The 21,474-nt window shown below is 73.5% G+C and carries 17 protein-coding genes; 1 reads left to right on the top strand and 16 read right to left on the bottom strand.

The window, feature by feature from the left end:
• Positions 1 to 181 precede the first annotated feature (181 nt).
• Complete coding sequence (locus ACZ4YY_RS28065) at positions 182 to 865, top strand: phosphatase PAP2 family protein (RefSeq protein ID WP_468296082.1); 684 nt, start codon at positions 182 to 184, stop codon at positions 863 to 865.
• 7 nt (positions 866 to 872) lie between these two features.
• Here the strand turns inward: ACZ4YY_RS28065 and ACZ4YY_RS28060 are convergent, their stop codons facing one another.
• From ACZ4YY_RS28060 to asnB, 16 genes are all read right to left on the bottom strand, one after another.
• Positions 873 to 2,198 (bottom strand): glutamate-1-semialdehyde 2,1-aminomutase, encoded by a 1,326-nt coding sequence (locus ACZ4YY_RS28060; protein ID WP_468296079.1) that lies wholly within the window; start codon positions 2,196 to 2,198, stop codon positions 873 to 875.
• 7 nt (positions 2,199 to 2,205) lie between these two features.
• Positions 2,206 to 2,757, bottom strand: a complete 552-nt coding sequence (gene rfbC, locus ACZ4YY_RS28055) for a dTDP-4-dehydrorhamnose 3,5-epimerase (RefSeq protein ID WP_468296076.1) — start codon at positions 2,755 to 2,757, stop codon at positions 2,206 to 2,208.
• Entirely contained in the window at positions 2,754 to 4,031 is a 1,278-nt protein-coding gene (locus ACZ4YY_RS28050; RefSeq protein ID WP_468296073.1) for a polysaccharide pyruvyl transferase family protein, read from the bottom strand. The genes rfbC and ACZ4YY_RS28050 overlap by 4 nt, the downstream gene beginning before the upstream one ends.
• Positions 4,028 to 4,975, bottom strand: a complete 948-nt coding sequence (locus ACZ4YY_RS28045; protein ID WP_468296070.1) for a glycosyltransferase family 2 protein — start codon at positions 4,973 to 4,975, stop codon at positions 4,028 to 4,030. Before ACZ4YY_RS28045 ends, ACZ4YY_RS28050 begins: the two co-directional genes overlap by 4 nt.
• Positions 4,972 to 6,270 (bottom strand): hypothetical protein, encoded by a 1,299-nt coding sequence (locus ACZ4YY_RS28040; protein WP_468296067.1) that lies wholly within the window; start codon positions 6,268 to 6,270, stop codon positions 4,972 to 4,974. Before ACZ4YY_RS28040 ends, ACZ4YY_RS28045 begins: the two co-directional genes overlap by 4 nt.
• Positions 6,267 to 7,541, bottom strand: a complete 1,275-nt coding sequence (locus ACZ4YY_RS28035; protein WP_468296245.1) for a DUF4910 domain-containing protein — start codon at positions 7,539 to 7,541, stop codon at positions 6,267 to 6,269. Before ACZ4YY_RS28035 ends, ACZ4YY_RS28040 begins: the two co-directional genes overlap by 4 nt.
• 62 nt (positions 7,542 to 7,603) lie before the next feature.
• Positions 7,604 to 8,629, bottom strand: a complete 1,026-nt coding sequence (locus ACZ4YY_RS28030; protein ID WP_468296063.1) for an NAD-dependent epimerase/dehydratase family protein — start codon at positions 8,627 to 8,629, stop codon at positions 7,604 to 7,606.
• A gap of 3 nt (positions 8,630 to 8,632) precedes the next feature.
• Positions 8,633 to 9,280: a PIG-L deacetylase family protein gene (locus ACZ4YY_RS28025; RefSeq protein WP_468296060.1), complete on the bottom strand. Its 648-nt coding sequence runs from the start codon at positions 9,278 to 9,280 to the stop codon at positions 8,633 to 8,635.
• Positions 9,277 to 10,086, bottom strand: coding sequence for a glycosyltransferase family protein (locus tag ACZ4YY_RS28020; RefSeq protein ID WP_468296058.1), 810 nt, complete (start codon positions 10,084 to 10,086; stop codon positions 9,277 to 9,279). The genes ACZ4YY_RS28025 and ACZ4YY_RS28020 overlap by 4 nt, the downstream gene beginning before the upstream one ends.
• Positions 10,083 to 11,318, bottom strand: coding sequence for a methyltransferase domain-containing protein (locus tag ACZ4YY_RS28015; RefSeq protein ID WP_468296054.1), 1,236 nt, complete (start codon positions 11,316 to 11,318; stop codon positions 10,083 to 10,085). Before ACZ4YY_RS28015 ends, ACZ4YY_RS28020 begins: the two co-directional genes overlap by 4 nt.
• Positions 11,315 to 12,589, bottom strand: a complete 1,275-nt coding sequence (locus tag ACZ4YY_RS28010; RefSeq protein ID WP_468296050.1) for a glycosyltransferase — start codon at positions 12,587 to 12,589, stop codon at positions 11,315 to 11,317. The genes ACZ4YY_RS28015 and ACZ4YY_RS28010 overlap by 4 nt, the downstream gene beginning before the upstream one ends.
• 2 nt (positions 12,590 to 12,591) lie before the next feature.
• Positions 12,592 to 13,824: an O-antigen ligase domain-containing protein gene (locus ACZ4YY_RS28005; RefSeq protein WP_468296047.1), complete on the bottom strand. Its 1,233-nt coding sequence runs from the start codon at positions 13,822 to 13,824 to the stop codon at positions 12,592 to 12,594.
• A 1-nt stretch (position 13,825) separates the two neighbouring features.
• On the bottom strand, positions 13,826 to 15,346 hold the full coding sequence (locus tag ACZ4YY_RS28000; protein ID WP_468296043.1) for a right-handed parallel beta-helix repeat-containing protein: 1,521 nt from the start codon (positions 15,344 to 15,346) through the stop codon (positions 13,826 to 13,828).
• Between the two features lie 13 nt (positions 15,347 to 15,359).
• A complete protein-coding gene (locus tag ACZ4YY_RS27995; RefSeq protein ID WP_468296040.1) occupies positions 15,360 to 17,336 on the bottom strand; it encodes a heparinase II/III family protein in 1,977 nt (658 codons plus the stop codon).
• Positions 17,333 to 19,522, bottom strand: a complete 2,190-nt coding sequence (locus ACZ4YY_RS27990) for a bi-domain-containing oxidoreductase (RefSeq protein ID WP_468296036.1) — start codon at positions 19,520 to 19,522, stop codon at positions 17,333 to 17,335. The genes ACZ4YY_RS27995 and ACZ4YY_RS27990 overlap by 4 nt, the downstream gene beginning before the upstream one ends.
• A gap of 26 nt (positions 19,523 to 19,548) precedes the next feature.
• Positions 19,549 to 21,474: an asparagine synthase (glutamine-hydrolyzing) gene (asnB, locus tag ACZ4YY_RS27985; protein WP_468296033.1), complete on the bottom strand. Its 1,926-nt coding sequence runs from the start codon at positions 21,472 to 21,474 to the stop codon at positions 19,549 to 19,551.

Raw genomic sequence — 21,474 nt, 5'->3', positions numbered from 1 at the left:
GGGGCGCGTCGCGGTAACGGCGGGTGACATGGCGTCGGCCCCGACGGGAGGGCGAGGTGCAGCGCATCGTCGGCGGGAGTCGAGGTGTCGACGTGACACGGAGGCCGTGGCGGGCCCGGACCCACGGTCTTCGCGGTCGTCCCGGAACAGCGTTCCGCTGGCGTGGCGACGCGGTGGGCGGGTGACCGGCCGGCCGGTGGCCGCGGTGCTGCCCCCGTCGCTGCGCGCCTGGCTCGGACTGATCGCGGCCCTCGCCGCGTCGGCGGTCGTCGGGCTCGGGGCCTTGTACGCCGGCGACGGCGAGCCCGCCGCGGTGGACGCGCGGATCTCGGCGGCGGTGGACGGCGTGGGGTCGCCGTGGCGGCACGTCGCTCTGGCCACGGACTTCCTGGGGGAGCCCGGGGGAGCGGCGGCGCTCGTCGTGGCCGCCGTGACGGGCTGCCTGCTGCTCGGGCGTCCTCGCGCGGCGGTGCTCGCCGTCGCCGGCGCCGGGATGAGCGTGGGGACGACGAAGCTGCTCAAGCCCCTGGTGGGACGCACCATCCACGGCGACGGCAACCTGTCCTACCCGAGCGGGCACACCGCCTTCCTCACCGCTCTCGCCCTCGTGGTGGCGCTGCTCGCGACCGGCCGGCTCGGCCTCGGCAGGACGGCCGGCACGTCACTCGTGCTCGCCGCGGCGCTGGTCGCCGGCGCCGCCATGGGCTGGGCGCAGGTCGCCCTGGGCGCGCACTACGCGACCGACGTCCTCGGCGGCTGGTGCACCGCGCTGGCGGTGGTACCGGCGACCGCTTGGCTGGCCGACCGGGCGGCCGACCGGCTGGCCGACCGGCCGTCCGAAACCGGTCGGCGGGAACCTCGCTGACGTCAGGTCACGCCAAGCGGCGGAACACGGGCTTCACCGGTCGTCCGGCCAGCCAGGGGGTGGGGTCGGCGGCGTCCAGTGCCTTCCGGTACACCGCGCACGCCTGGGCCACCACCTCGACGGTGTGATCGATGTCGGCGTCGTCGAGCGCGCTGCTCACCACGAACGACGGGGCCAGCACCCCGCCCTCGAGGAGCCGGCGCAGGAACAGGGTGCGGTACCGCTGCGACGGCTGCCGGTGCTCGTCGAGGGTGGCGAAGACCAGATTGCTGGCCCGGCCCCGGACGACGACGTGGTCGCCGACGCCCATGCTCGCCGCGGCGTCACGGACCCCGGCGGCCAGCCGCTCGCCGAGGGCGTGCAGCCGCGCGGTGACGCCCTCCTCGACGTAGGTGGTCTGCACGGCCATCGCGGCGGCCAGCGAGTGCGTCTCCGCACCGTGCGTGGTGGACAGCAGGAACACCCGGTCGCCGGAGTGACGCAGCCCGCCCCGCTCCATCAGCTCGCGGCGCCCGGCCAGCGCGGAGACGGCGAACCCGTTGCCCAGCGCCTTGCCGAACGTGGAGAGGTCGGGGACGACGCCGTACAGGCCCTGGGCGCCCGCCTCGGACCAGCGGAAGCCGGTGATCATCTCGTCGAAGACCAGCACGCAGCCGTGCCGGTCGGCCAGCCCGCGCAGGCCGGCGAGGTACCCGGGCGGCGGCTCGGTGTGGGTGGCGGGTTCCAGGATCAGACAGGCGATCTCGCCCTGGTACCGGGTGAGCAGCTCCTCCGTGGCGGCCAGGTCCCCGTAGGGGAAGGACACGGTGAGCTCGGTGGTCGCCACCGGGACACCGGCCGACATCGGTGTGGTGCCGATGAACCAGTCGTCGACGGAGAAGAACGGGTGGCCGGCGCAGATCGCCACCCGCGGGCGCCCGGTGGCGGCGCGGGCGAGACGCACCGCGGCGGTGGTGGCGTCGGAGCCGTTCTTCGCGAACTTCACCATGTCGGCGGTCGGCACCGTGGCCAGGAAGCGTTCCGCCGCCTCGACCTCCACGACGGACGGCCGGACGAAGTTGCTGCCGCGGTCGAGTTCCCGTCGCACCGCCTCGATCACGCGTGGGTGGGCGTGGCCGAGGCTGACCGACCGCAGGCCGGAGCCGTACTCGACGTAGCGGTTGCCGTCGACGTCCCACACGTGGGCACCGCGGCCGTGGCTGATGACGGGGGCCAGGTTCTCGGGGTACTGGTCGTCGCCCTTGGCGTAGGTGTGCGCGCCGCCGGGGATCAGGGCGTGCAGCCGTTCGTTCGCCGTCCGCGACCGGGGCAGGATGAACTCTTCTCGGTCCACGCCGACTTCACCTCTCCCTTTGCTTCAGGACCTCGGCGAGGCCCGGCGCCTCCCGGTCCCGCCGGGACATCGATGTGACCGGCAGCGGCCAGGGAACGGCGAGCTCCGGGTCGTCGAAGGCGATCGTCACGTCCTCGGCCGGATCGTGCGGGCGGTCGATCCGGTACGAGGTGTCGGCGGTGTCGGTCAGCGCCTGGAAGCCGTGCGCGCACCCCGCCGGGATGTACAGGGTGGCCTGCGTCTCGTCGGACAGCTCGAAGAAGGCCCGGTTGCGGTATGTCGGTGAGTCGGGGCGCAGGTCCACGACGACGTCGAAGATCCGCCCGTAGGAGCACCGCACCAGCTTGGCCTCGCCGGCGCCGGAGCGCAGGTGCAGGCCGCGCAGCACACCCCGGACCGAGCGGGACACGCTGTCCTGGACGAAGGCGTCCGGGTCGAGGCCCACCGAGCGGACCACGTCGGCGTCGAAGGTGCGGCAGAAGAAGCCGCGCTCGTCGGCGTACGGCGTCGGCTCGAAGAGGTACGCGCCCGCGATCCGCGGGACTTCGGTCGCTTTCATGGAGCCTCCTGCCGGGTGGTGCGGGTGCGAGTGCGGGTGCGGCCTTGGGCGTGGGCGTCGGCTTGGGCGTGGGCTCGGGCGTGGCCGGGCGTCGGGAACAGGGCCGCCGTCAACTCGGTGAACCCGTCCTCGAGTTGCCGGGCGACGGCCTGGTTCCGCTCGGTGAGGGTCCGCCGCAGCTCCGCCGACCGCTGCTCCAGCGCCCGGAACTGCTCGAGCAGCCGGCCGGCGTCGACCTCGCGAGCCGGGTGGCAGTACTCCTCCAGCCCCATCCGAGCCATGAGCGCGTCGCTCTTCGCCGCGTAGCTGAGGGCGAGCGTCGGCGTGCCGGCCTTCAGCGCGCAGACCAGGTTGTGGTACCGGGTCGCCACCACGGAGTCGGCAGCCGCCGTCTCCTTCATCAGGTCGGTCAGCGAGGCCGCCTCGGCGGCGCTGACCAGCGGCGAGTCCACCGCGTCGAGGATCGCGGCGACCACCGGCGCATCGCACGCGTCGCCGGTGAGCAGCCGGACCGGCCTGCCGTCCTCGGCCAGCGCTCGGACGAAGCGGATCGTCCCGTCGAGGTATCGCCGGTGGATCTCCTCGGCCCGGGCGCGGTCGTCGTCACCGCCGTGGAAGTCCATGACGCCGACGCAGACCGGGCCCGGCGGGCCGCCCGGGGGCGCGCCCGCCTCCGGCGTCGGCAGGGCGAACGCCAGGTCCGGGTGGACCTCGTCGCGCGCGGTGTCCACGCCCATCGCCCGCATCGCGTCGCGGGACGGGGCGTCACGGTACGACCGGTAGGCGGCCAGCCGCGCCGACCAGCGCACCAGGGTCCGGGTCGGCCGGCTGCCGATCGGGGCCGCGCCGACGCCGACCAGCCCGACCCGGGTGCCGAACAGCCGGCCGGTCGCGCAGAGCAGGAACAGCGAGTACGGGAAGCCCCACGGCCGCAGCGGCAGTGTGGCCTCCAGGACACCCATGCCCGGCACGATCACCACGTCGTGCCGGCGCACCCAGGCAGCCGTGCGGAAGGCGTCGACGAGTTTGCCCACGCCCTTCGCCGCGACCGCGCCCGCACGTGACGCGGTCCGGTACTCCCCGCGGTACCAGTGCAGCCGCGTCGCGGGGATCCCGTACCGGGCCGCGACCACCTCGGGTCCGCCGCACAGGGCGTCCACCACCGCCTCCGGGTGCTCGGCGCGGAGGTACCCGAGCACGGCCTCGAGTGACCCGTCGTTGCCGAGGTTGCCGGAGCCGAGCAGGCCGAACACCCCGACGCGGGCAGCGGTCACGCCGTCCTCCCCTCGCGGCCGGCGACGAGGGCGTCGACGGAGACGGTGAGCCGGCCCGGGTCGACCGGGGCGCGGTCCTCGACCCGCTCGCCGGCGCCCGGCCGGACCCGGCCGGCCATCCAAGCGGCCAGGTGGCGGTAGCACGCGCGCCGGTCGGCCGACGACAACGGCGCCCGCCGGATCGCGGCGACGAAGCCCCAGACGTACTCGGCGAGCAGCCGGGGCGTCGGGTGCAGCGGGCCTGCCCGGCGCGGGTCCAGGTTGACGCACCGGGAGCGCTTGGAGGGGTTCGCCCGCTCGGCGCGGGTGGGGTGGTCGCGGCGGAAGTACAGCAGCTCGGGCACCTGGTGGAAGGGCCCGTGCAGGGTGATCTCGGCGACGAACGTGCGGTCGGCGTGGTGGTAGCTGTCGTGCGGCTTCACCCGGCGCAGCACGTCGGCGCGCATCACCCCGTAGAAGTCGTCGCCGCCGGGCTCGAACAGCAGGCTGCGGAAGCGCTCCGGCGCGTGCGGCGAGTCGGTGGCGAGCCCGTACTCGTAGGGGACCTTCACCCGGCCGTCGCCGTCGATGACCGCCTGGCCGCTGTGCGCGAGGATCACCTCCGGCCGCTCGTCCAGCGCCTGAACACAGCGCAGCAGCAGGTCCCGGGCGTACAGGTCGTCGTGCGAGGCCCACTTGAACAGCTCGCCGCGGCACTCGGTGAACACGTGGTTGTGGTTGGGCGCGGCGCCGATGTTGCGGGGCAGCCGGAGGTAGCGGATGCGCGAGTCCTTCGCCGCGTACCGGCGGCAGATGTCCTCGGTGCCGTCGGTCGAGGCGTTGTCGGAGATGACCAGCTCGAAGTCCTCGTACGTCTGGCCGAGCAGGGCGTCGAGCGCCTCGGCGAGGTATTCCTCACCGTTGTACACGGGCAGGCCGATGCTCAACCGGGGGTGGGCGGTCATGACGTCCTCACTTCGGGGATGGGGTCGGGGTGGCGCTCGCGCAGGGCCGACCGCAGGTGCAGCCACCACACGGCCGAGCCGCAGACGGTCGCGGCGGCGACGCCCCAGGCCGAGCCGACCGTGCCGGCCACGGCCGCCCCGCCGAGCCCGCCGCCGACGTAGCAGGCGGAGGCGAACAGCTGGCTGCGCAGGCTGCGCCGGGCCGCGCCGAGCGCGCGCAGCCCGGCCGTCGCGCCGGTGCCGAGACCGGCGCCCGCGACGCCGAGCACGGCCGGCACGACGAGCTGCGAGGCGGAGTGCCAGACGCCGCCGAGCACGAGCTCGCCGAACCGGTCCGGCACCAGCAGCAGCGCCGCGCCCCAGAGAAGCGCGGCGGCGGCCTGCGCGGCGCCCAGCAGGAGACAGAACGCGCCCAGCCGGTGCGGGGCCCGCCGCAGTACCCGTGCCGCCTCCGTAACGGTGACCAGCGACAGCCCCATCAGCACGGCGAGGAACGGGCCGAGCAGCAGTTCGGCGCCCCGGACCACACCCACCGCGCCGACCCCGGCGATCGCGCCGAGCCCGTACGCCCGCAGCTGGCTCGCGCCGCTGACGCACGTGTTCTCGACCAGGTACCGGTAGCCGAGGTCGCGGTGCTCGCGCACCCATGCGCGCACTCCGGTCGTCCGGGGCCGGATCCCGGACTGGAAGCAGCCGTACACCGCGGCCACCGCCGCGGACGCGCCCCAGGCGAGCACGAAAGCGGCCACGCTGCCCACGCGGGCCGCCACCACCATGGCCGGGACGAGCGCGACACCCCACACGACGTCGTTGGCGAACGCCTTCCGCCCGGTGCCGGCGGCGAAGAACGAGTACCGCCAGGCGTCCTGCAGCAGCAGCCCCGGCAGCATGACGCCGAGGCAGGCGAACGCCGGCCCCACGCGGCCGCCGAGAGCCGCTCCGACCACCAGACACACCGCGCCGATGACGGCACCGACGCCGAGCGCGGTACCCGAGGACCGGGCCACCGCCGCGCGCCAGGAGGCCTCCGGCACGCCGCTGAAGCGCACCACGAGCGGGTCGGTGGCCAGCCCGCGGGAGACGCTGAGCACCACGCCGTAGGTCACCCAGGCCAGGCTGAACACGCCGAACGCGGTCAGCCCGAGCGAGCGTGCCACGTAGATCCCCACGGCGAAGTTGGTCATGCTGGAGGCCGCCTGGTCGGCCAGTCCCCACGACAACCGGCCGACGACGGCCCGCCGGGCGGACCCGGCCGGTGTCGTCGTCTTCTCCCCCTCGGTGGCCATCGGCGTCATGCCTTGATCAGCCCGGCGCCGTGCAGGGCGCCGGCCGCGGCGGCGACGGCGTCGAACGGCAGCCCGGACCGCTCGGCGACGTCCAGCAGACCGTGCTCGCCGTCGGAGAGGCTGAGCACCCAGAGCATGGCCATCTGGGCCTGCCGGGCGTCGCTGCGGCCGCCGAGCGAGTCGTACAGCCCACGCCGGCCCAGCTGCGGTTCGCCGTGGGGACTGAGGTTGACGTACCGCCGGTTGCGGTCCAGCACGTCGAACGCCTCGCGGCAGACGGCCAGGGTGTCGGCCATCGCCTCGGGGGAGACGAAGTCCGGGTTGTCCGCCGAGGTGTGGTACTCGGGGTAGCCGGCGTACGGGGTCCGGCTGAGCGAGCCCACGCCGAGATCGAACCCGGGCGAGCAGAACTGCCGCTCGTCGTAGCCGTACGGAGTGAACTCGGTGACGCGGTGCGGGCGTTCGGAGGCGGCCAGCACGTACCGCATCACCCGGTCGATCTCGGCGTCGCCGCGCCTGCTCTGCTTGTACGTCAGGCGGCCCGTGTCGCCGGCGCAGGCCAGCACAAGGCCGTGCTTGACCCGGTCCACCCGCCCCGCGTTGCGGGCCAGCCAGGTGATCGCCCCGATGGTGCCGGGCGCGAACAGGAACCGGTAGGTGTAGTAGGGCGTCCGCCGGGCCAGCGCCCGGGCCAGGAACGTCGCCACCGCGATGCCGGCCAGGTTGTCGTTGGCCAGCGACGGGTGGCAGACGTGGCAGGAGACGATCACCTCGTCGGCGACCTGACCGGGGACCACGTGCTCGGCGTAGGTGAGGTGTCCGTCGGCGAGTGTGGAGTCGACGCGCACCTCGTACTCGCCGTCCGGCATCGCGTCCAGGGTCTCCTGGGACAGGCAGAACCCCCATTCCGGCTTGTAGTAGCTGGTGCGGTACGGCACCCAGCTCGGGTGGTCCGGCAGGGTGTGCAGGTGTGCGCGCAGCTCGGACAGCGGCATGGTCGCCGACACCGGCACGCTGTAGCCGAGGACGTGCAGGCTGGACGCGGCGAAGTCGACGACCCGGTGGCCGGCGCCGTCGGCGATGTACGCGTCGCGGATGTTCCACTCCTGCGGCACCGTCCAGTCGAGCACCTGGGTCCCGGTCGGCACCTCGTGCACCCGCAGCGGGATGTACTCGCCGACGATCTCCAGGGTGGCGCGCACCCCGTCGCCGGTGATGCTCCGGCACAGCGGGTACAGCCGCTCCACCAGCGCGTGCATCTCCGCGCCGGCCGCGTGCATCTCCGCGCCGGCCGCGTGCGTCTCCGCGCCGGCCGCGGTCACCGGCTGTCCGCCGGCCGCGGTCACCGGCGCCGCCGCAGGGTGTCGTCGACCGTGCCGGCGTCGGACGCCGCCCGCAGCACGGCCAGCCGGGTGAAGCGCCGCTCGAAGTCCTCCCGGGTCAAACCGTGTTCGCGGTAGGCGTCGGCGAGTTCGAGCGCGCCCCGCTTCACCGTCCACTCGCAGTCGAAGCCGGGCACCGCGGCGCGGAACCGGGAGAAGTCCACCCGGTACGACCGCGGATCGGCACCGGTCTCCCCGGTGATCACCACCTTCGAGCCGGACACCGCCTCGGCGACCTGCCCGGCTATCTCGGCGACCGTGACGTTGTTGGTCTCGCTGCCGATGTTGAACGCCCGGTCGTGCACCGCCTCCCGCGGCGCGGTCAGCGCGGCCGCGAAGGCCCGTGCGATGTCGGCGGCGTGCACCAGCGGCCGCCAGGGGGTGCCGTCGGAGAGCACAAGGACCTCGCCGGACAGGAGCGCGTGGCCGACCAGGTTGTTCAGCACGATGTCGGCGCGCAGCCGGGGCGAGTGGCCGAAGGCGGTGGCGTTGCGCAGGTACACCGGGCTGAAGTCGCCGTCGGCCAGCGCGTGCAGGTCGTCCTCCACCCGCACCTTGGACTCCGCGTACGGCGTCACCGGGCGCAGCGGGGCGTCCTCGGCCACCAGGTCGTCCCCGCCGGCCGCGCCGTAGACCGAGCAGGTGGACGCGTACAGGAAGCGCCGCACCCCGGCGTCGCGGGCCAGCCGGGCCAGCCGCACGGACGCGTGGTGGTTGATGGCGTAGGTGAGGTCCGGTGCCAGTGCTCCCAGCGGGTCGTTGGACAGCGCGGCCAGGTGGATCACGGCGTCCACCCCGGCCACGTGGTCCGCCGTGACGTCGCGCAGGTCCACCCGGTGCCCCGGCGGGTCCGCGGGCGGCGGGCCCAGCACGCAGTCGGCGAACAGGCCGGCGTCGAGACCGACGACCTCGTGCCCGGCGGCCGCGAGGACCGGGGCCATCACGGTGCCCAGGTATCCCTGGTGTCCGGTCAGCAGTACACGCACGGTTCATTCCCCCAGGTCGAGCGTGAGTTTGGTGGCGGCGAACGCCTCGGCGTAGCGCGCGTGGCATTCGATGCCGCGGATCCGCGCGAGACCGAGGAAGGCCTCCCGGTCGTACCAGGGCCGGTGCCGTTGCGAGGGGTAGTGCTCCTGCAGCAGCCGCACCTTCTGGTCGGCGATCTCCGGCGACAGCGGCTGGTAGGCCGTGGGACGGCCGAGATCACCGTCCCACTTGACGATCTCGTAGCCGAGCACGAGGTGGTCGCGGAACGCGGTGGACACCAGCTCGGCCAGGCCGCGGTGATCCTGGTGCGCGTCCTCGGTGCGCGGCGCCAGCACGAGATCCGGCTCGGTCCGCCCCCGCAGCTCCTCGACCGCGGCCTTGGCCTCGTCCCAGTGCGCCGGCAGCCGGCCGTCCGGCAGCTTGAGCACGGTCAGCCGCAGGTCGGCACCGGGGCAGAAGGCGGCGAGCGCGGCCTGCTCCTCCTGCTCCCGCTCGCTGCCACCGCCGCAGAGCACCAGCGCGTCGACGCGGACACCCGGCCGCGCCAGGCACACGGTCAGCAGCGTGCCGCCGGCGCCGATGGCGATGTCGTCGCAGTGCGCGCCCACCGCGACGACCCGGTCCAGGCGTCCGGCGCCGAGCCGGATCACGCGGTCCTCACCCCGGCGTTCGCCGCTGCGCCGTCCCGCTCCCACACGGCCCACGGGCGGTCGCCCCGGGCGTAGGCGTCGTCGAGCGCGGCCCGCTCCTTCACGGTGTCCGTGGGCTTCCAGAAGCCGCGGTGCTGGTGCGCCACCAGCCGGCCGCGCTTGGCCAGTTGGGCACACGCGTCAGCGACCAGGTCCCCGTCCTCCGGGATGTGGTCGAAGACCTCCTGGCGGAGCACGAAGTAGCCGCCGTTCTCCCACAGCGGCAGTTCGCTCACCGCGGTGATGCCCCCCACCAGGCCGTCGTCGCCCAGGTCCACGCAGTGGAACGAGGACTGCGGCGGCACCACCATCATCGACGCACCGGCGTCGCGCCGGGCGAACCGGTCGATCATCTCCGGCAGCGGGGCGTCGGTGAGCACGTCGGCGTAGTTGGCGAGGAACATCTCGTCGCCGTCCAGGTGGTGCCGCACCCGGCGAAGCCGCTCCCCGATCGGTGAATCGACGCCGGTCTGCGCGAAGGTGATCGTCCAGGAGGCGATGTCGGTGGAGAGCAGCTCGGTCTTCCCGCCCCGCAGCACGAAGTCGTTGGACGCCGTCTCCTCGTAGTTGAGGAAGAAGTCCTTGATGTGGCGCGCCCCGTACCCGAGACACAGGATGAACTCCGTGTGCCCGAAGTACGCGTAGTAGCGCATGACGTGCCAGATCAGCGGCCGCGGTCCGACCATCGCCATCGGCTTGGGCATGTCGTCGGCGGCTCCGTTGCGCATGCGCAGCCCGTATCCGCCGCAGAACAGTACGACCTTCATCGTTCGACCTCGACAATGCTGAGTTCCGGTATGGGAAAGACCAGGCGGCCGCCCCAGGTGTGCACGAACGACAACTGCTCGACCAGCTCGGCCCGCAGGTTCCACGGAAGGACGAGGACGTAGTCCGGTTCGTCGGCGGCTATCCGCTCGGGCGGCAGGATCGGGATGCGGGTGCCCGGGGTGAACCTGCCGTGCTTGTAGGGGTTGCGGTCGACCGTGTACGGGAGCAGGTCGGGCCGGATGCCGCAGTGGTTGAGCAGGGTGTTGCCCTTGCCCGGGGCGCCGTAGCCGACGACCGTCTCCCCGCGCTCGGCCGCCTCGACGAGGAACCGCAGCAGGTCACGGCGCACCTTGGCCACCCGGGCGGAGAACTCGGTGTACCCGGACAGCTCCTGCAGCCCGGCGGCCTTCTCCCGGTCCAGCACGTCGGCCACCCGCCGGGTCGGCTCGCCCGCCGCCTCGGCCGGCCGGGCCCACAGCCGGAGGGAGCCGCCGTGGGTGGGCAGCAACTCGACGTCCACGAGTGTGAGTCCGCCGCTCGCGAGCGCCCGGGTCGCGGACGCGACCGTGTAGTACTGGAAGTGCTCGTGGTAGATCGTGTCGTACTGGTTCTCCTCGATCAGGGTCAGCAGGTGCTGCACCTCGATGGAGACCCAGCCGTCGTCGGCGACCAGGGCGCGCAGCCCCCGGGTGAACCCGACCACGTCGGGGATGTGCGCGTACACGTTGTTGGCCACGACGAGGTCCGCCGGGCCGTGCTCGCGGCGGACGGCCGTCCCGGTGTCCGGGCTCAGGAACTCCGTGAGCGTGGGCACACCCGCGTCCCGTGCCGCGGCGCCCACGTTCACCGAGGGCTCGATGCCGAGGCAGCGGATCCCCCGGTCCACCACGTGCCTCAGCAGGTACCCGTCGTTGCTCGCGACCTCGACCACGAAGGCGTCGGGGCCGAGGCCCACCCGGTCCGCGGCGTCGGCGACGAAGGTGCGTGCGTGCTCCACCCAGGAGGTCGAGAACGAGGAGAAGTACGCGTACTCCTCGAACGTCTCCTCCGGTGTGATCAGCGGAGGGATCTGCGCCAGCCAGCAGTCGGTGCACACCCGCAGGTGCAGCGGGTACGTCGTCTCCGGCTGGTCCACCGCGTCCGCGGCGAGAAAGCTCTCGCACGGCGGGGTCGCCCCCAGGTCGACGACGCTCACCAGCGCCGACGATCCGCAGAGTCGGCATCCTGTCATGTACTGCCCCCATCCCGTTCGCGCGGGTGCCCCCGCCGCGAGCCAGTGCTTGCGTCCCCAACCGGCGGCGGGCTGTCCCGGCCGCCGGACCGACCCGCGATCGCGGTGCGGTACCCCTCCACCAGGCGCTCCAGCCCGACGGCCGGGCTGAAACCCCGTTCGTAACGGAGCCGGGCCGCCCGGCCCATCTCCCGGCCCAGGTCCGGCTCGGCCGTGATCCGGCGTATGCAGGACGCGAGCGAGGCGGGCTCGCCCGGCCGGTGCAGCAGCCCGGTCACCCCGTCCTCGACCAGTTCGACGAAGGCGCCGTGACCGGCGGCGACGGCCGGGACCCCCGCCGCCATCGCCTCCACGACGACCAGGCCGAACGCCTCCAGCCAAGTCGAGGGGGCCACCACGGCGACCGACCGCGCGACGGCCCGCCGGCACTGCGCCGGGTCGTACAGGCCGACGTAGCGCACGTCGTCCCGGCCCGCCGCCCAGGCGGCCACCTCCCGCTCCAGCGGCCCCGTGCCGGCGACCACCAGCGGCACGCCCACCCCACCGTGAGCGGCGATCTCGTCCCACGCGGCCATGAGCAGCCGCACGCCCTTGGCCTCGGCGAGCCGGCCGAGATAGAGCAGATGCTCACCGGCGCCTTCTCGGCGGGCGCCCGGGTCGGGCACGAAGTTGTGCTTCACCGCCAGCCGCTCGGCCGGCATGCCGGCCCGCACCAGGACGTCGCGCTGCGCCGCGGAGATGCAGAAGAACCGCTCCACGCCGGACCACCACCGCCGCCGGTTGACCGACAGGCTGACCGCGAGCGGCACCGTCGCCAGCCGGGAGTTGCGGTAGCAGCCGTGCCGGACGGCGGGCAGCGGCGCGGACCCGACGCACTCGGTGCACGGCCGGCCGTCCCGCTGCAGCGTGCCGGGCGGACAGACCTGGGTGTAGTTGTGCAGCGTGGCCACGGCGGGCACACCGGCGTCGGCGCAGGCGGCCAGCACCGCCGGCGACAGGAGCGGGAAGACGTTGTGGACGTGCACCACGTCCGGCCGCTCGGCGCGCAGCCGGCCCGCGAGCTCCCGACGGACCGCCGGGTTCCACGGCACCAGCAGCGGGAGCGCGGCCTTGCCCGGCAGGGACCGGGCGGCGATGTCGTCGCTGCGCCGCTCGAACACCTCGATCCGGTGGCCGGCCCCGCGCAGCAGCGCCACCTCCTGGTCGACGACCTTGTTCTCCCCGCTCGGCTGCGCCGAGGCGTAGTGGTTGTGCACCACGAGGACGTGCATGCTCAGGTCACCTCCGATCTCAGGGCCCATCGCGGAACGCGTCGTCGAGGGACGTCGGGCGCCGGGAGGGGAGTGGCCGCGGCAGGTGCCGCAAGCAGCGAGGCGGCCACGGCCAGATGCAGCAGATACGGCGAGGCGTCGCCCAGTCCGGCCTCGGTGTACGACGCGATCGCGCAGTAGCTGATCAGGAAGATCGCGCAGGCCCGCTGCAACGACGGTGGCCGCAGCACCGCGACGCAGCCCAGCACGAGGATGAAGGCCGCCACCAGGACGACGCCGGTCATGCCCTGCTCGTGGTAGACGGCCAGCCAGCTGTTGTCGATCGGCAGCCCGCCGAACGACTTGTCGCCCAGACCCGCGCCGAAGAGGTGCTCCGAGGTCGTCCGGGGCGCTGCCAGCAGGGCGTCCCAGACCTTGGCACGACCGGTGAGGCTGGTGAAGTTCTCCTGGCTCTGTCCGCGCAGGAACCACGCGCGCAGAGCGGAACCGAAGGCCACCGCGGCCACGGCGGCGCACAGCATCGCCCAGGCGAAGAACCGGCGGGCGGCGGCGCTGGTCAGGACCAGCGAGCCGATCGCCGACAACAGCCCGATGAGCAGGCCGAGGGTGGCCGTCCGGGTATGGGTCAGCGCGAGCAGGACGAGTGACGGCACGATGACCACCGCCGCGCTGGTCCTGTCGGTCCGCCGGCCCAGGACGAGCAGCACGGTGAGCCCGATGACCACCGCGGCGTACTGGCCGATCTGCGGCGGAGTGAGCGGCCACAACGCGCCGACCAGCCGCCCGCCGTAGAGCTCGGGCAGGGCCGCGCCCGGTGAGACGACCAGGCCGGCGGCCACCGACCCGAGCACCGCGAAGTACATCCGGATGTGGTGCCGGACGAACGTCGGTCCGCCGTCCCACCAGCGGCTGAGCAGCCACAGCGTGCCGACGAAGAGAGCCAGCCGGGCGCAGCGGAACAGCGCGCCGAACCCGGACCCCAGGTCCGCGCTGGAGATCACGCTCGGCACCAGCAGCAGGGTCAGCAGGAACAGGTAGGCGCTGGGCCGGACGCGCAGCCGGAGGTTGACCGCGAGCGCCAGCGCGAACGCGGCGACCAGCGCCCCCATGGTGACCATCTGGATGAGGGAGCGGGGCAGCGGGACGATGGTCTTCGCCCCGGCGGAGCCGAGCGTGTTGAGGACCAGCAGCCCCCAGACGGTCCCGACGGTCTTCGACGTGTGGTCCGCGCCCATCTCAACCACCGTCCCCTGCGCGGAAGGTGCTGCCCGCGTCCTGCCGGTACGGCGCGCCCTGCCACTGCCCGCGGTCGAGTGTCCGGCTCGGGTCGTGGGCGACGAACCTCCATGGTCCGAGGTAGACGTTGTCGTGCCAGCGGTTGTGCTGCCTGTGGGTGATCGCCTCGGCCACCCGCTCGCCCTGGTAGGGCGACCAGTCCGGGTAGGTGCCGTAGTTGGCCAGCACCGCCATCCGGTCGCACTTCGCCGTGCAGCCGACGACGGACTTGTCCAGTACGAAGCGGTTGCCGTGGATGTCCACCCGCTGGGTCTTCCACCGGCAGTCGGCGTAGAGCGGTGCGCCGGAGATCGCCGGCCGGGCGCAGCGGCCGGTGTGCTTCACCAGCAGCGTGCAGTCACCGGACGAGGTGTTGGCCGGGCTGTTGCAGAACCGGTCGGCGTTCTCCCACAGGGTGATCCCGGACCAGTTGTTCTCCAGCACGTTCCGGTAGATGTCGATCTTGTCCGTGCGCGCTCGGATCCGTGGTTCGCCGCCGGACTCGGACAGGTAGACGGTCGCGAACGGGAAGGTGTCGCCGCGTTCGGCGTTCCTGCGGCCCTCCACCCAGTTGTTCCGCCGGACCGTGTTCCTGCGGATCACCGCGTTGTAGCTGGTCTCGTAGATCAGCGCGGCCCCGTCGTTGGCCTCGAGCAGGTTGTCCTCGATGCGGAAGTCGTTGTTGTTGGTGTCCGCCCACAACCCGGCTCCGCGGTTGTCGTGCACCCAGTTGCCGCGTACGTCGGCGCCGTCCACGGCCCAGAACTTGACGCCCCCGGTGCAGCCGCAGCCCGGCCGCCGCCGCTCCCAGTCGCCGGTGTTGTTGCCCACGATCTCGTTGCCCTCGACCACCAGGCCGCTGATACGGCCGGTGGCCTTGTACGCGTTCATGCCGTACTGGCCGTTGCCGCGCAGGCAACTGGCGCGGACCCGCTGGCGGGCACCGGCCATCAGCCCGGCGCCGGAGTTGTGCTGGATCGTCGCGTGCTCGATCACCCATCCGTCGGCCGAGTCGTGGTTGACCACGCCCTCGTCGTGCGGCGCGACGAAACCCTGCACGGTCAGGTGGCGGATGGTGACGTCGCGGGCGGTGCCGCCGAACGCGTACTGGTTGGTCCTGCGGCCGTCGAGCACCGCGCCCGGCGCGCCGAGGTAGCTGTTCCCCTCCTTGGGGATGACCTGGGCGTAGCGGTCCGGCTCGAGCCTGTGCTCGCCCGGTCGAAGCCAGAACGTGGTGTGCGGGGGGCTGCTCTTCGTCTTCGCGGCCAGGTCACCGGCCACCGAGGGGTCGACCGTCACCGCGCCCGCCGGCGCCTTCGCCGGCCCGGCCGCGGGCCCCGCGCACACCCGGGCCACGGACGAGGACGGCGCAGCGGCCGGCTTCGGCCGCGTGCCCGGCGTGCTCTCACAGCCGGTCGCCGCCAGCAGGGCCAGCGCCAGCGGTGCCGCCGGCAACGCCCGGTGCCGCCACGTGATCCCCACGCGCCCTCCCTCCCTAGCCGTGGAACCCGAGTACGGTCGTGAACTCCGCCGTGCCGTCGGCGAAGCCGGTGCCGACCAGCGTGGTGGCGGGCTCCCTGCGGCCGAAGCCGGCGGAGTACCAGCCCAGCGGCGGGTCGTTCTCGCCGCGGTGCGCCCGCCAGGACAGCTGCCCGGGCAGGTCGAGCGCCGCGGAGCGGTCCTCGCCGTCCCGGGTCCAGGTGAGCACCGCCCGGTTCCCCACCAGGTCCGCGGCGATCGCCGGGCCGAGGTGGAACGCCAGGCGCACGGCCCGGCGCGGACCGTGTCGGCCGCGGACCTCGTCGACCACCCGCAGCTCCCGGCGCGCGGCCGTCAGCTCCACCCGGCGGCGGTGCACGGAGGGCCGGTAACCGTCGTGCTCGGCGCACCAGCGGGCCGTCCCCCTGTCGGAGGTGCCGGAGGTGTCCGCGGCCAGGACGCGGCTGCGGGCATGCCGGGTCCACAGGAACGGGCCGCCGGAGACGGACTGGTCACCGCCGTCCAGTTGCAGGGTGTTGTGGCCGAGGGTCGACCGGAAGTACTGCCGCCACGCGGGCTGCCCGTGGTAGCAGAACGTCCCCGGGTCGGCGAGCACGTCGACCCCGTCGTGCCGGACCTCCACGGACAGCGCGTCCGCGTGGGCGTGCGCGGCGATGGACAGGAAGCCGTGCGGACCACCGTCGCAGCGGCACCAGATCTCCCCAGGACCGCGCAGGATGGTCATGCCCGCGTCGGCGAAGTGGGCCGGTCGGCTCGCCGGGCGGGACACGGCCGGTGCGGTTCCCCTGTTCGCGTACGGCCGGATGAGCGCGGCCAGCAGCGGCGTGCGCACATCGGTGCCGGTCACCGCCGGCCACCAGGCGAGCCGGCCGAACACGGCGTCCCCGGTGGCCAGCAGAGAGGCCCAGCGGTCGGTGCCCGCGCCGTCCACGACCAGACCGTGCCCGTCGTCCGCGTCCCCCTGGCGCGGCGGCCGCAGCCGGCCGTCCACGACGGCCGCGAGCGCGTCGGTCATCCGCAGCAGCACCAGCCGGATCGAGGCGGGGACCGGTCTGCCTGCGGCATCCGCCTCGGCCACCGCGGCCAGGCCGAGTTCCAGCACCAGTCCGTGGTATTCGGTGGCCAGCTCGCGGTTGAGGCCGGAGCGGAAGGTGTTGCTCCGCAGATGCCGCTCCAGCGACCGCAGCGCGTCGGCCCGCCAGCGCGCCGAGGAGGGGAACCACCCGAACGCGCAGGCCGCGGCGTACTGCCCGGCGGCCTCGGCGATGACGTGGTTGTTCGCCGAGGACCCCCGGCTGGGGAAGGCGGCCAGCCAGCGCTGGTGGTGCCAGATCTGGTTCAGCGCCACCGGATTGTCCTCGAACAGCGCGGACGCGCCCGGCCAGCCGTCGAGCAGCCGGCGGATCCACACCCAGGACAGCAGCCGGATCCCCAGCTCGATGCCGCTGGTCCAGTGCACTCCGCGCAGCGGCGCGTTGGCCGCCCACCACGACCGCAGGTGCTCGGCCACGCGCTCGGCGTACCGCTCGTTCCCGGTGACCGCGTAGGCGGCGGCGAGCACGGTGAGGTACTGGTGCCGGGAAAGCTCCCAGATCTGCTTGATGTCCCCGACCGCGTCCTCGTTCCGGTACGGCACGTCGAAGGCGTAACCCCACGGGGCCCGGCGCCCGGTCCTCGGGTCGTACCACCAGTCCGGGTCGGCCAGGTCGTCGCGGACCACCCCGAAGTACTCGGCGTGCCCGGCCATCAGCCGGTCCGCCTCGGCGACGAGACGTTTCGCGGCGTCCGGCGGCACCGCGGCGACCGCCCCCGCGGGCAGTACCGCGGTGAACCGGGCGCCGGTCACGCCCGGGCAGTCGGGCCGCGCCGACCGCCACCGCCGTCTGCGCACCGCGTCGCCCACCCGGCCGCCGACCTCGCGCGGTCCCATCCGGGACAGTCGTCGCAGGTACCAGCCCGCGCTCATGGTCATCGCGCCCCCGCCAACGTCACCGGCACACCGCCGGCCAGTCCGGCCGGCACGGCGAGGGTGGCCGCCGTGGTGGCGACCAGCGACTCCAGCGGCACCGGCATCGGCCCGCCGGTCCGCACGGCCCGGACGAACGCGGCCAGCTCGGCGGACTGGCCCTTGTCCCGCGCCCGGGGCAGGCGCGAACCGACCCACCGCTTGCGGCGGCCGTCGTACACGGTGGCCCGGACGAAGTCGTCGAGCCGCAGCGCCCTGCCGTCCGCGACCAGGTCCAGCGTCTCCTTGGGGAAGCCGGCCGGGCCGGTGGTGACGTAGCTGACGGTGGCGGTGGACCCGTCCGGGTAGCGCAGCACGACCTGGAGGTCTTCGTTGCCGGACGGGGCGACCGCGTACACCGAGACCGGGTCGGCCCCGAGCAGCCAGCTCGCCGTGTCGATGAAGTGCCCGCCCTCGCCGGCGAACCGCGAGCCCTCGGTGCCCTGCTGGAGGTACCAGCTGCCGTGATCGAGACGGCCCGCGTTGACCAGGTAGCGAAGGCTCGCCGGCCCGGTGCGGGTGCCGAACTGCTTTCTGGCCTCCTGCAACAGCGGCGCGAACCGGCGGTTGAAGCCCACCTGCAACCGGTCGTTGCCGGACTCCTCCACCGCCGCCAGCACGCCGGCCAGCTCGTCCTCGGTGAGCGCCAACGGCTTCTCCACGAACACCGTCTTGCCGGCCAGCAGTGCCCGTCGGGTCAGTTCGGCGTGCGAGCTGTGCCGGGTGACCACGAACACCGCGTCGACGGACGGGTCGCCGAGCACGGCGTCGAGGTCGGTGGTCGCCCGGGCGAAGCCGAACTTCCGCTGCGCGTTGGCCGCGGACAGCGCCGTCGTGGTGACGACCGCGGACAACGCGACGCCGTCGCGCTGTGCCAGGTGCGGCAGCAGCATGGACGTCGCGTAGTTTCCCGCGCCGACGAACGCGAGCCGCACCGGCGTCCCGGCGGCCACGGCAGGCGTGGACCGCGCGCCGCCGCGACGCTTCACCGGGGGCACGGCCACCGCCGGGGCCGCCGCCTCCGCCGGGTGTTCGCGGTACCGGAACAGCACGGCCACGGCCTTCAGGTCGCCGTCCTTCAGGCGCCGGTACGTCTCGACGGCGTCGTCGAAGTCGGCCGTGTGGGAGACCAGGGGCTCCACGTCGACGCGGCCGCGGGCGAGGAGATCGAGGAAGCACGCCAGGTTGCGGCGCTCGGTCCAGCGCACGTAGCCGATCGGGTAGTCCCGCCCCTCGAGCTCGTACTCCGGGTCGTAGCGCCCGGGGCCGTAACTGCGGGAGAAGCGGACGTCGAGCTCCTTCTCGTAGTACGCGTTCCACGGCAGGTCCAGGCGGCACTTGCCGATGTCGACGACCCGGCCGCGGTCACGGCAGAGCCGGGCGGCCAGCTCGACGGGCTGGTTGCTGCCGCCGCCGGCGGCCAGGTACACCTGGTCCACGCCGTGGCCGCCGGTGAGTTCGGCGACGCAGTTCTCGACGGCCGGGGAGGCGGGATCGCCGCAGGCCGCCGCGCCCAGGCGCTCCGCGAGCTCGCAGCGCACCGGGTCGGGGTCGACCCCGACGACGCGGACGCCCGAGGCGGCGAGAAGCTGCACGACCAGCTGCCCGATCAGCCCGAGGCCGATGACGAGCGCCACCTCGCCGAGCTGTGACCCGCCCTGGCGGACGCCCTGCATCGCGATCGACCCGACGGTGCCGAAGGCCGCGTGCCGCGGCGCGAGGCCGTCCGGCACCGGGGCGTAGAGGTTCTTCGGCACCCAGTTCAGCTCGGCGTGCAGCGCGTGCTCGTTGCCGGCGCAGGCCACGAGGTCGCCGACCTTCACGTCGTCGATCCCGGCGCCGACCTGCTCGACCACCCCGCACAGCGAGTAGCCCAGCGGCGTGTAGGAGTCAAGCTTGCCCATCACCTTGCGGTAGGTGGCGGGCACCCCGTTGGTGGCCACGCTCTGCACCACCTTGGCCACCTGGTCCGGCCGGGAACGGGCCTTGCCCAGCATCGACATGCCGGCCTCGGACACCTTCATGAGCTCGGTCCCGGTGGAGATCAGCGAGTAGGCGCTGCGGACCAGCACACCGCCCGGCCTGCACCCCGGCACCGGTACGTCGAGCACCGCCAGCTCGCCGCTCTTGTAGTTCTGTACGACCTGCTTCACCCGAACTCCTCTGCATTCCTAAGCCGTCAACCGAGTGCCGGGCCGGACCCGCAGGTCGCGCCGCGGTACCAGTACTCGAGGGTCAGCACATGCCACAGGTGCTTGGAGAAGTCCCGGTGGCCGGCGGCGTCCTCGGCGACCATCCGCGCCAGCGCGTCGCGGCGCAGCAACCCGGACTTCACGAGCACGCCGTCGTTCACCACCTCGCGCACCAGCGGTGCCAGATCCCGGCTCATCCAGGCGCGCAGCGGGGCGCTGAACAGGCCCTTGGGCCGGTACACGACCTCCCGGGGCAGGACCGAGCCGGCCGCCTCCTTGAGGACGGCCTTGCCCTGCCGTCCGACGATCTTGCGATCACCGGGCACGGCGAACGCCGCCCTGACCACCTCGACGTCCACGTACGGCACCCGCACCTCGGTCGACGCGGCCATGCTCGACCGGTCCGTGTAGGCGAGGTTCAGGCCCGGGAGGAACATCCGGGCGTCGCCCAGGCACATGCGGTTGACGAAGTCGTCGAGGTCGTTGTCCCGGTAGACGTCCGCATGCTCGGTCAGTACGTCGTCCACCGTCCCGGCCAGGTCCGGATCGACCAGGGCGAGCAGCTCGTCCCGGTCGTACAGGGTGTAGCTGCGCCGGAACGCGGTCTCCTCCGGCAGATCGGCGAAGGAGAGGAACCGCTTCGCGAAGCGCACCGACCGGTACCCCCGGCGGCTCGTCGCGACCGGCAGCCGGTCTACGGCCCGGGACAGGCCGCGCCGCAGGGGCCGCGGGACACGCTGGTAGCGCAGCGCGATCAGGTTGGCCAGGTGCTTGCGGTACCCGGCGAACAGCTCGTCGGCACCCATCCCCGAGAGCATCACCTTGACCCCGGCCTCCCGGGCGGCCGAGCAGATCAGGAACGTGTTGATCGCGGCGGGGTCGCCGATCGGCTCGTCCAGGTGGTACGTCATCCGCGGCAGCAGGTCGAGCACGTTCGGAGCGATCTCGATCTCCCGCAGGTCGACACCGAACCGCTCGGCCACCTGCCGGGCGTAGCGCAGGTCGTCCGGCATCGCCTCGAACCTGGCGTCCTCGGCGCGGAACCCGATCGTGTACGCGGAGATCCCGGGCCGGTCGCGGGCCGCCAGCGCGGTCAGGTAGCTGGAGTCCAGCCCGCCGGAGAGGAACGTCGCCACGGGCACGTCCGAGAGCAGATGGCGCCGGGTCGACTCCTCGACGACGGCAGCCAGATCCGGCTGTTCGCCGCTCCGGGCCCGCTCCCGCCCCTCGGCGGCGACGTCCCTCAGGTGCCAGTACCGACCGCGCTCCACCCGGCCGTCGGGCCGGCACCGCAGCCAGGTCCCCGGCGGCAGCTTCTCCGCCTCGCGGAACGCGCACCGTGAGTCCGGCACCCAGTAGTACAGCAGCGAGGCCACCAGCGCCGCATGGTCCACCTGCAACGACCCGCCGGTCACGGCGGCGAGCGCCTTGAGCTCGGAGGCGAACACCAGGCCCTCGCCCCGCCGGAGCAGGAACAGCGGCTTGACGCCGAGCTGGTCGCGGGCGAGCACCAGCTCACCGGTCCGCTCGTCGAAGATCCCGAACGCGAACATGCCGCGCAGCCGGGGCAGGCAGTCCGTGCCCCAGCGCCGCCAGGCCTCGAGCAGCACCTCCGTGTCGGAGGTACCGCGGAAGCGCACCCCGGCGGCTGCCAGCTCGGCACGCAACTCGGGCGCGTTGTACAGCTCACCGTTGTACGTCAGGACGAGGCCGTCCGAGACCATCGGCTGGGCGCCGGTCTCGGACAGGTCGACGACGGCCAGCCGCCGGTGCCCGAGGTGCACTTCGCCGTCACCGGCCGGGTGGCCGTACCGGCCCGCCCCGTCCGGACCGCGGTGGGCGAGGGTGTCGGTGAGCCGGTCGGTCACGGCCTTTCCGTCCGGCCATCGGTACGTGCCTGCGATGCCACACAT

It is taken from the genome of Streptomyces sp. NPDC030143 (genome assembly GCF_055573695.1).
Note: the sequence above shows the minus strand (reverse complement) of the source record. Positions and strands in the feature narration are given on the sequence as shown.

Bases quoted from the DNA above. Each gene is read 5' to 3' on its own strand.
- ACZ4YY_RS27995 (WP_468296040.1), bottom strand. From the start codon at position 17,336: ATGACCATGAGCGCGGGCTGGTACCTGCGACGACTGTCCCGGATGGGA.
- ACZ4YY_RS28035 (WP_468296245.1), bottom strand. From the start codon at position 7,541: ATGCACGCGGCCGGCGCGGAGATGCACGCGCTGGTGGAGCGGCTGTAC.
- ACZ4YY_RS28020 (WP_468296058.1), bottom strand. From the start codon at position 10,086: ATGAAGGTCGTACTGTTCTGCGGCGGATACGGGCTGCGCATGCGCAAC.
- ACZ4YY_RS28005 (WP_468296047.1), bottom strand. From the start codon at position 13,824: ATGGGCGCGGACCACACGTCGAAGACCGTCGGGACCGTCTGGGGGCTG.
- ACZ4YY_RS28010 (WP_468296050.1), bottom strand. From the start codon at position 12,589: ATGCACGTCCTCGTGGTGCACAACCACTACGCCTCGGCGCAGCCGAGC.
- asnB (WP_468296033.1), bottom strand. From the start codon at position 21,474: ATGTGTGGCATCGCAGGCACGTACCGATGGCCGGACGGAAAGGCCGTG.
- ACZ4YY_RS28015 (WP_468296054.1), bottom strand. From the start codon at position 11,318: ATGACAGGATGCCGACTCTGCGGATCGTCGGCGCTGGTGAGCGTCGTC.
- ACZ4YY_RS28045 (WP_468296070.1), bottom strand. From the start codon at position 4,975: ATGACCGCCCACCCCCGGTTGAGCATCGGCCTGCCCGTGTACAACGGT.
- ACZ4YY_RS28040 (WP_468296067.1), bottom strand. From the start codon at position 6,270: ATGACGCCGATGGCCACCGAGGGGGAGAAGACGACGACACCGGCCGGG.
- rfbC (WP_468296076.1), bottom strand. From the start codon at position 2,757: ATGAAAGCGACCGAAGTCCCGCGGATCGCGGGCGCGTACCTCTTCGAG.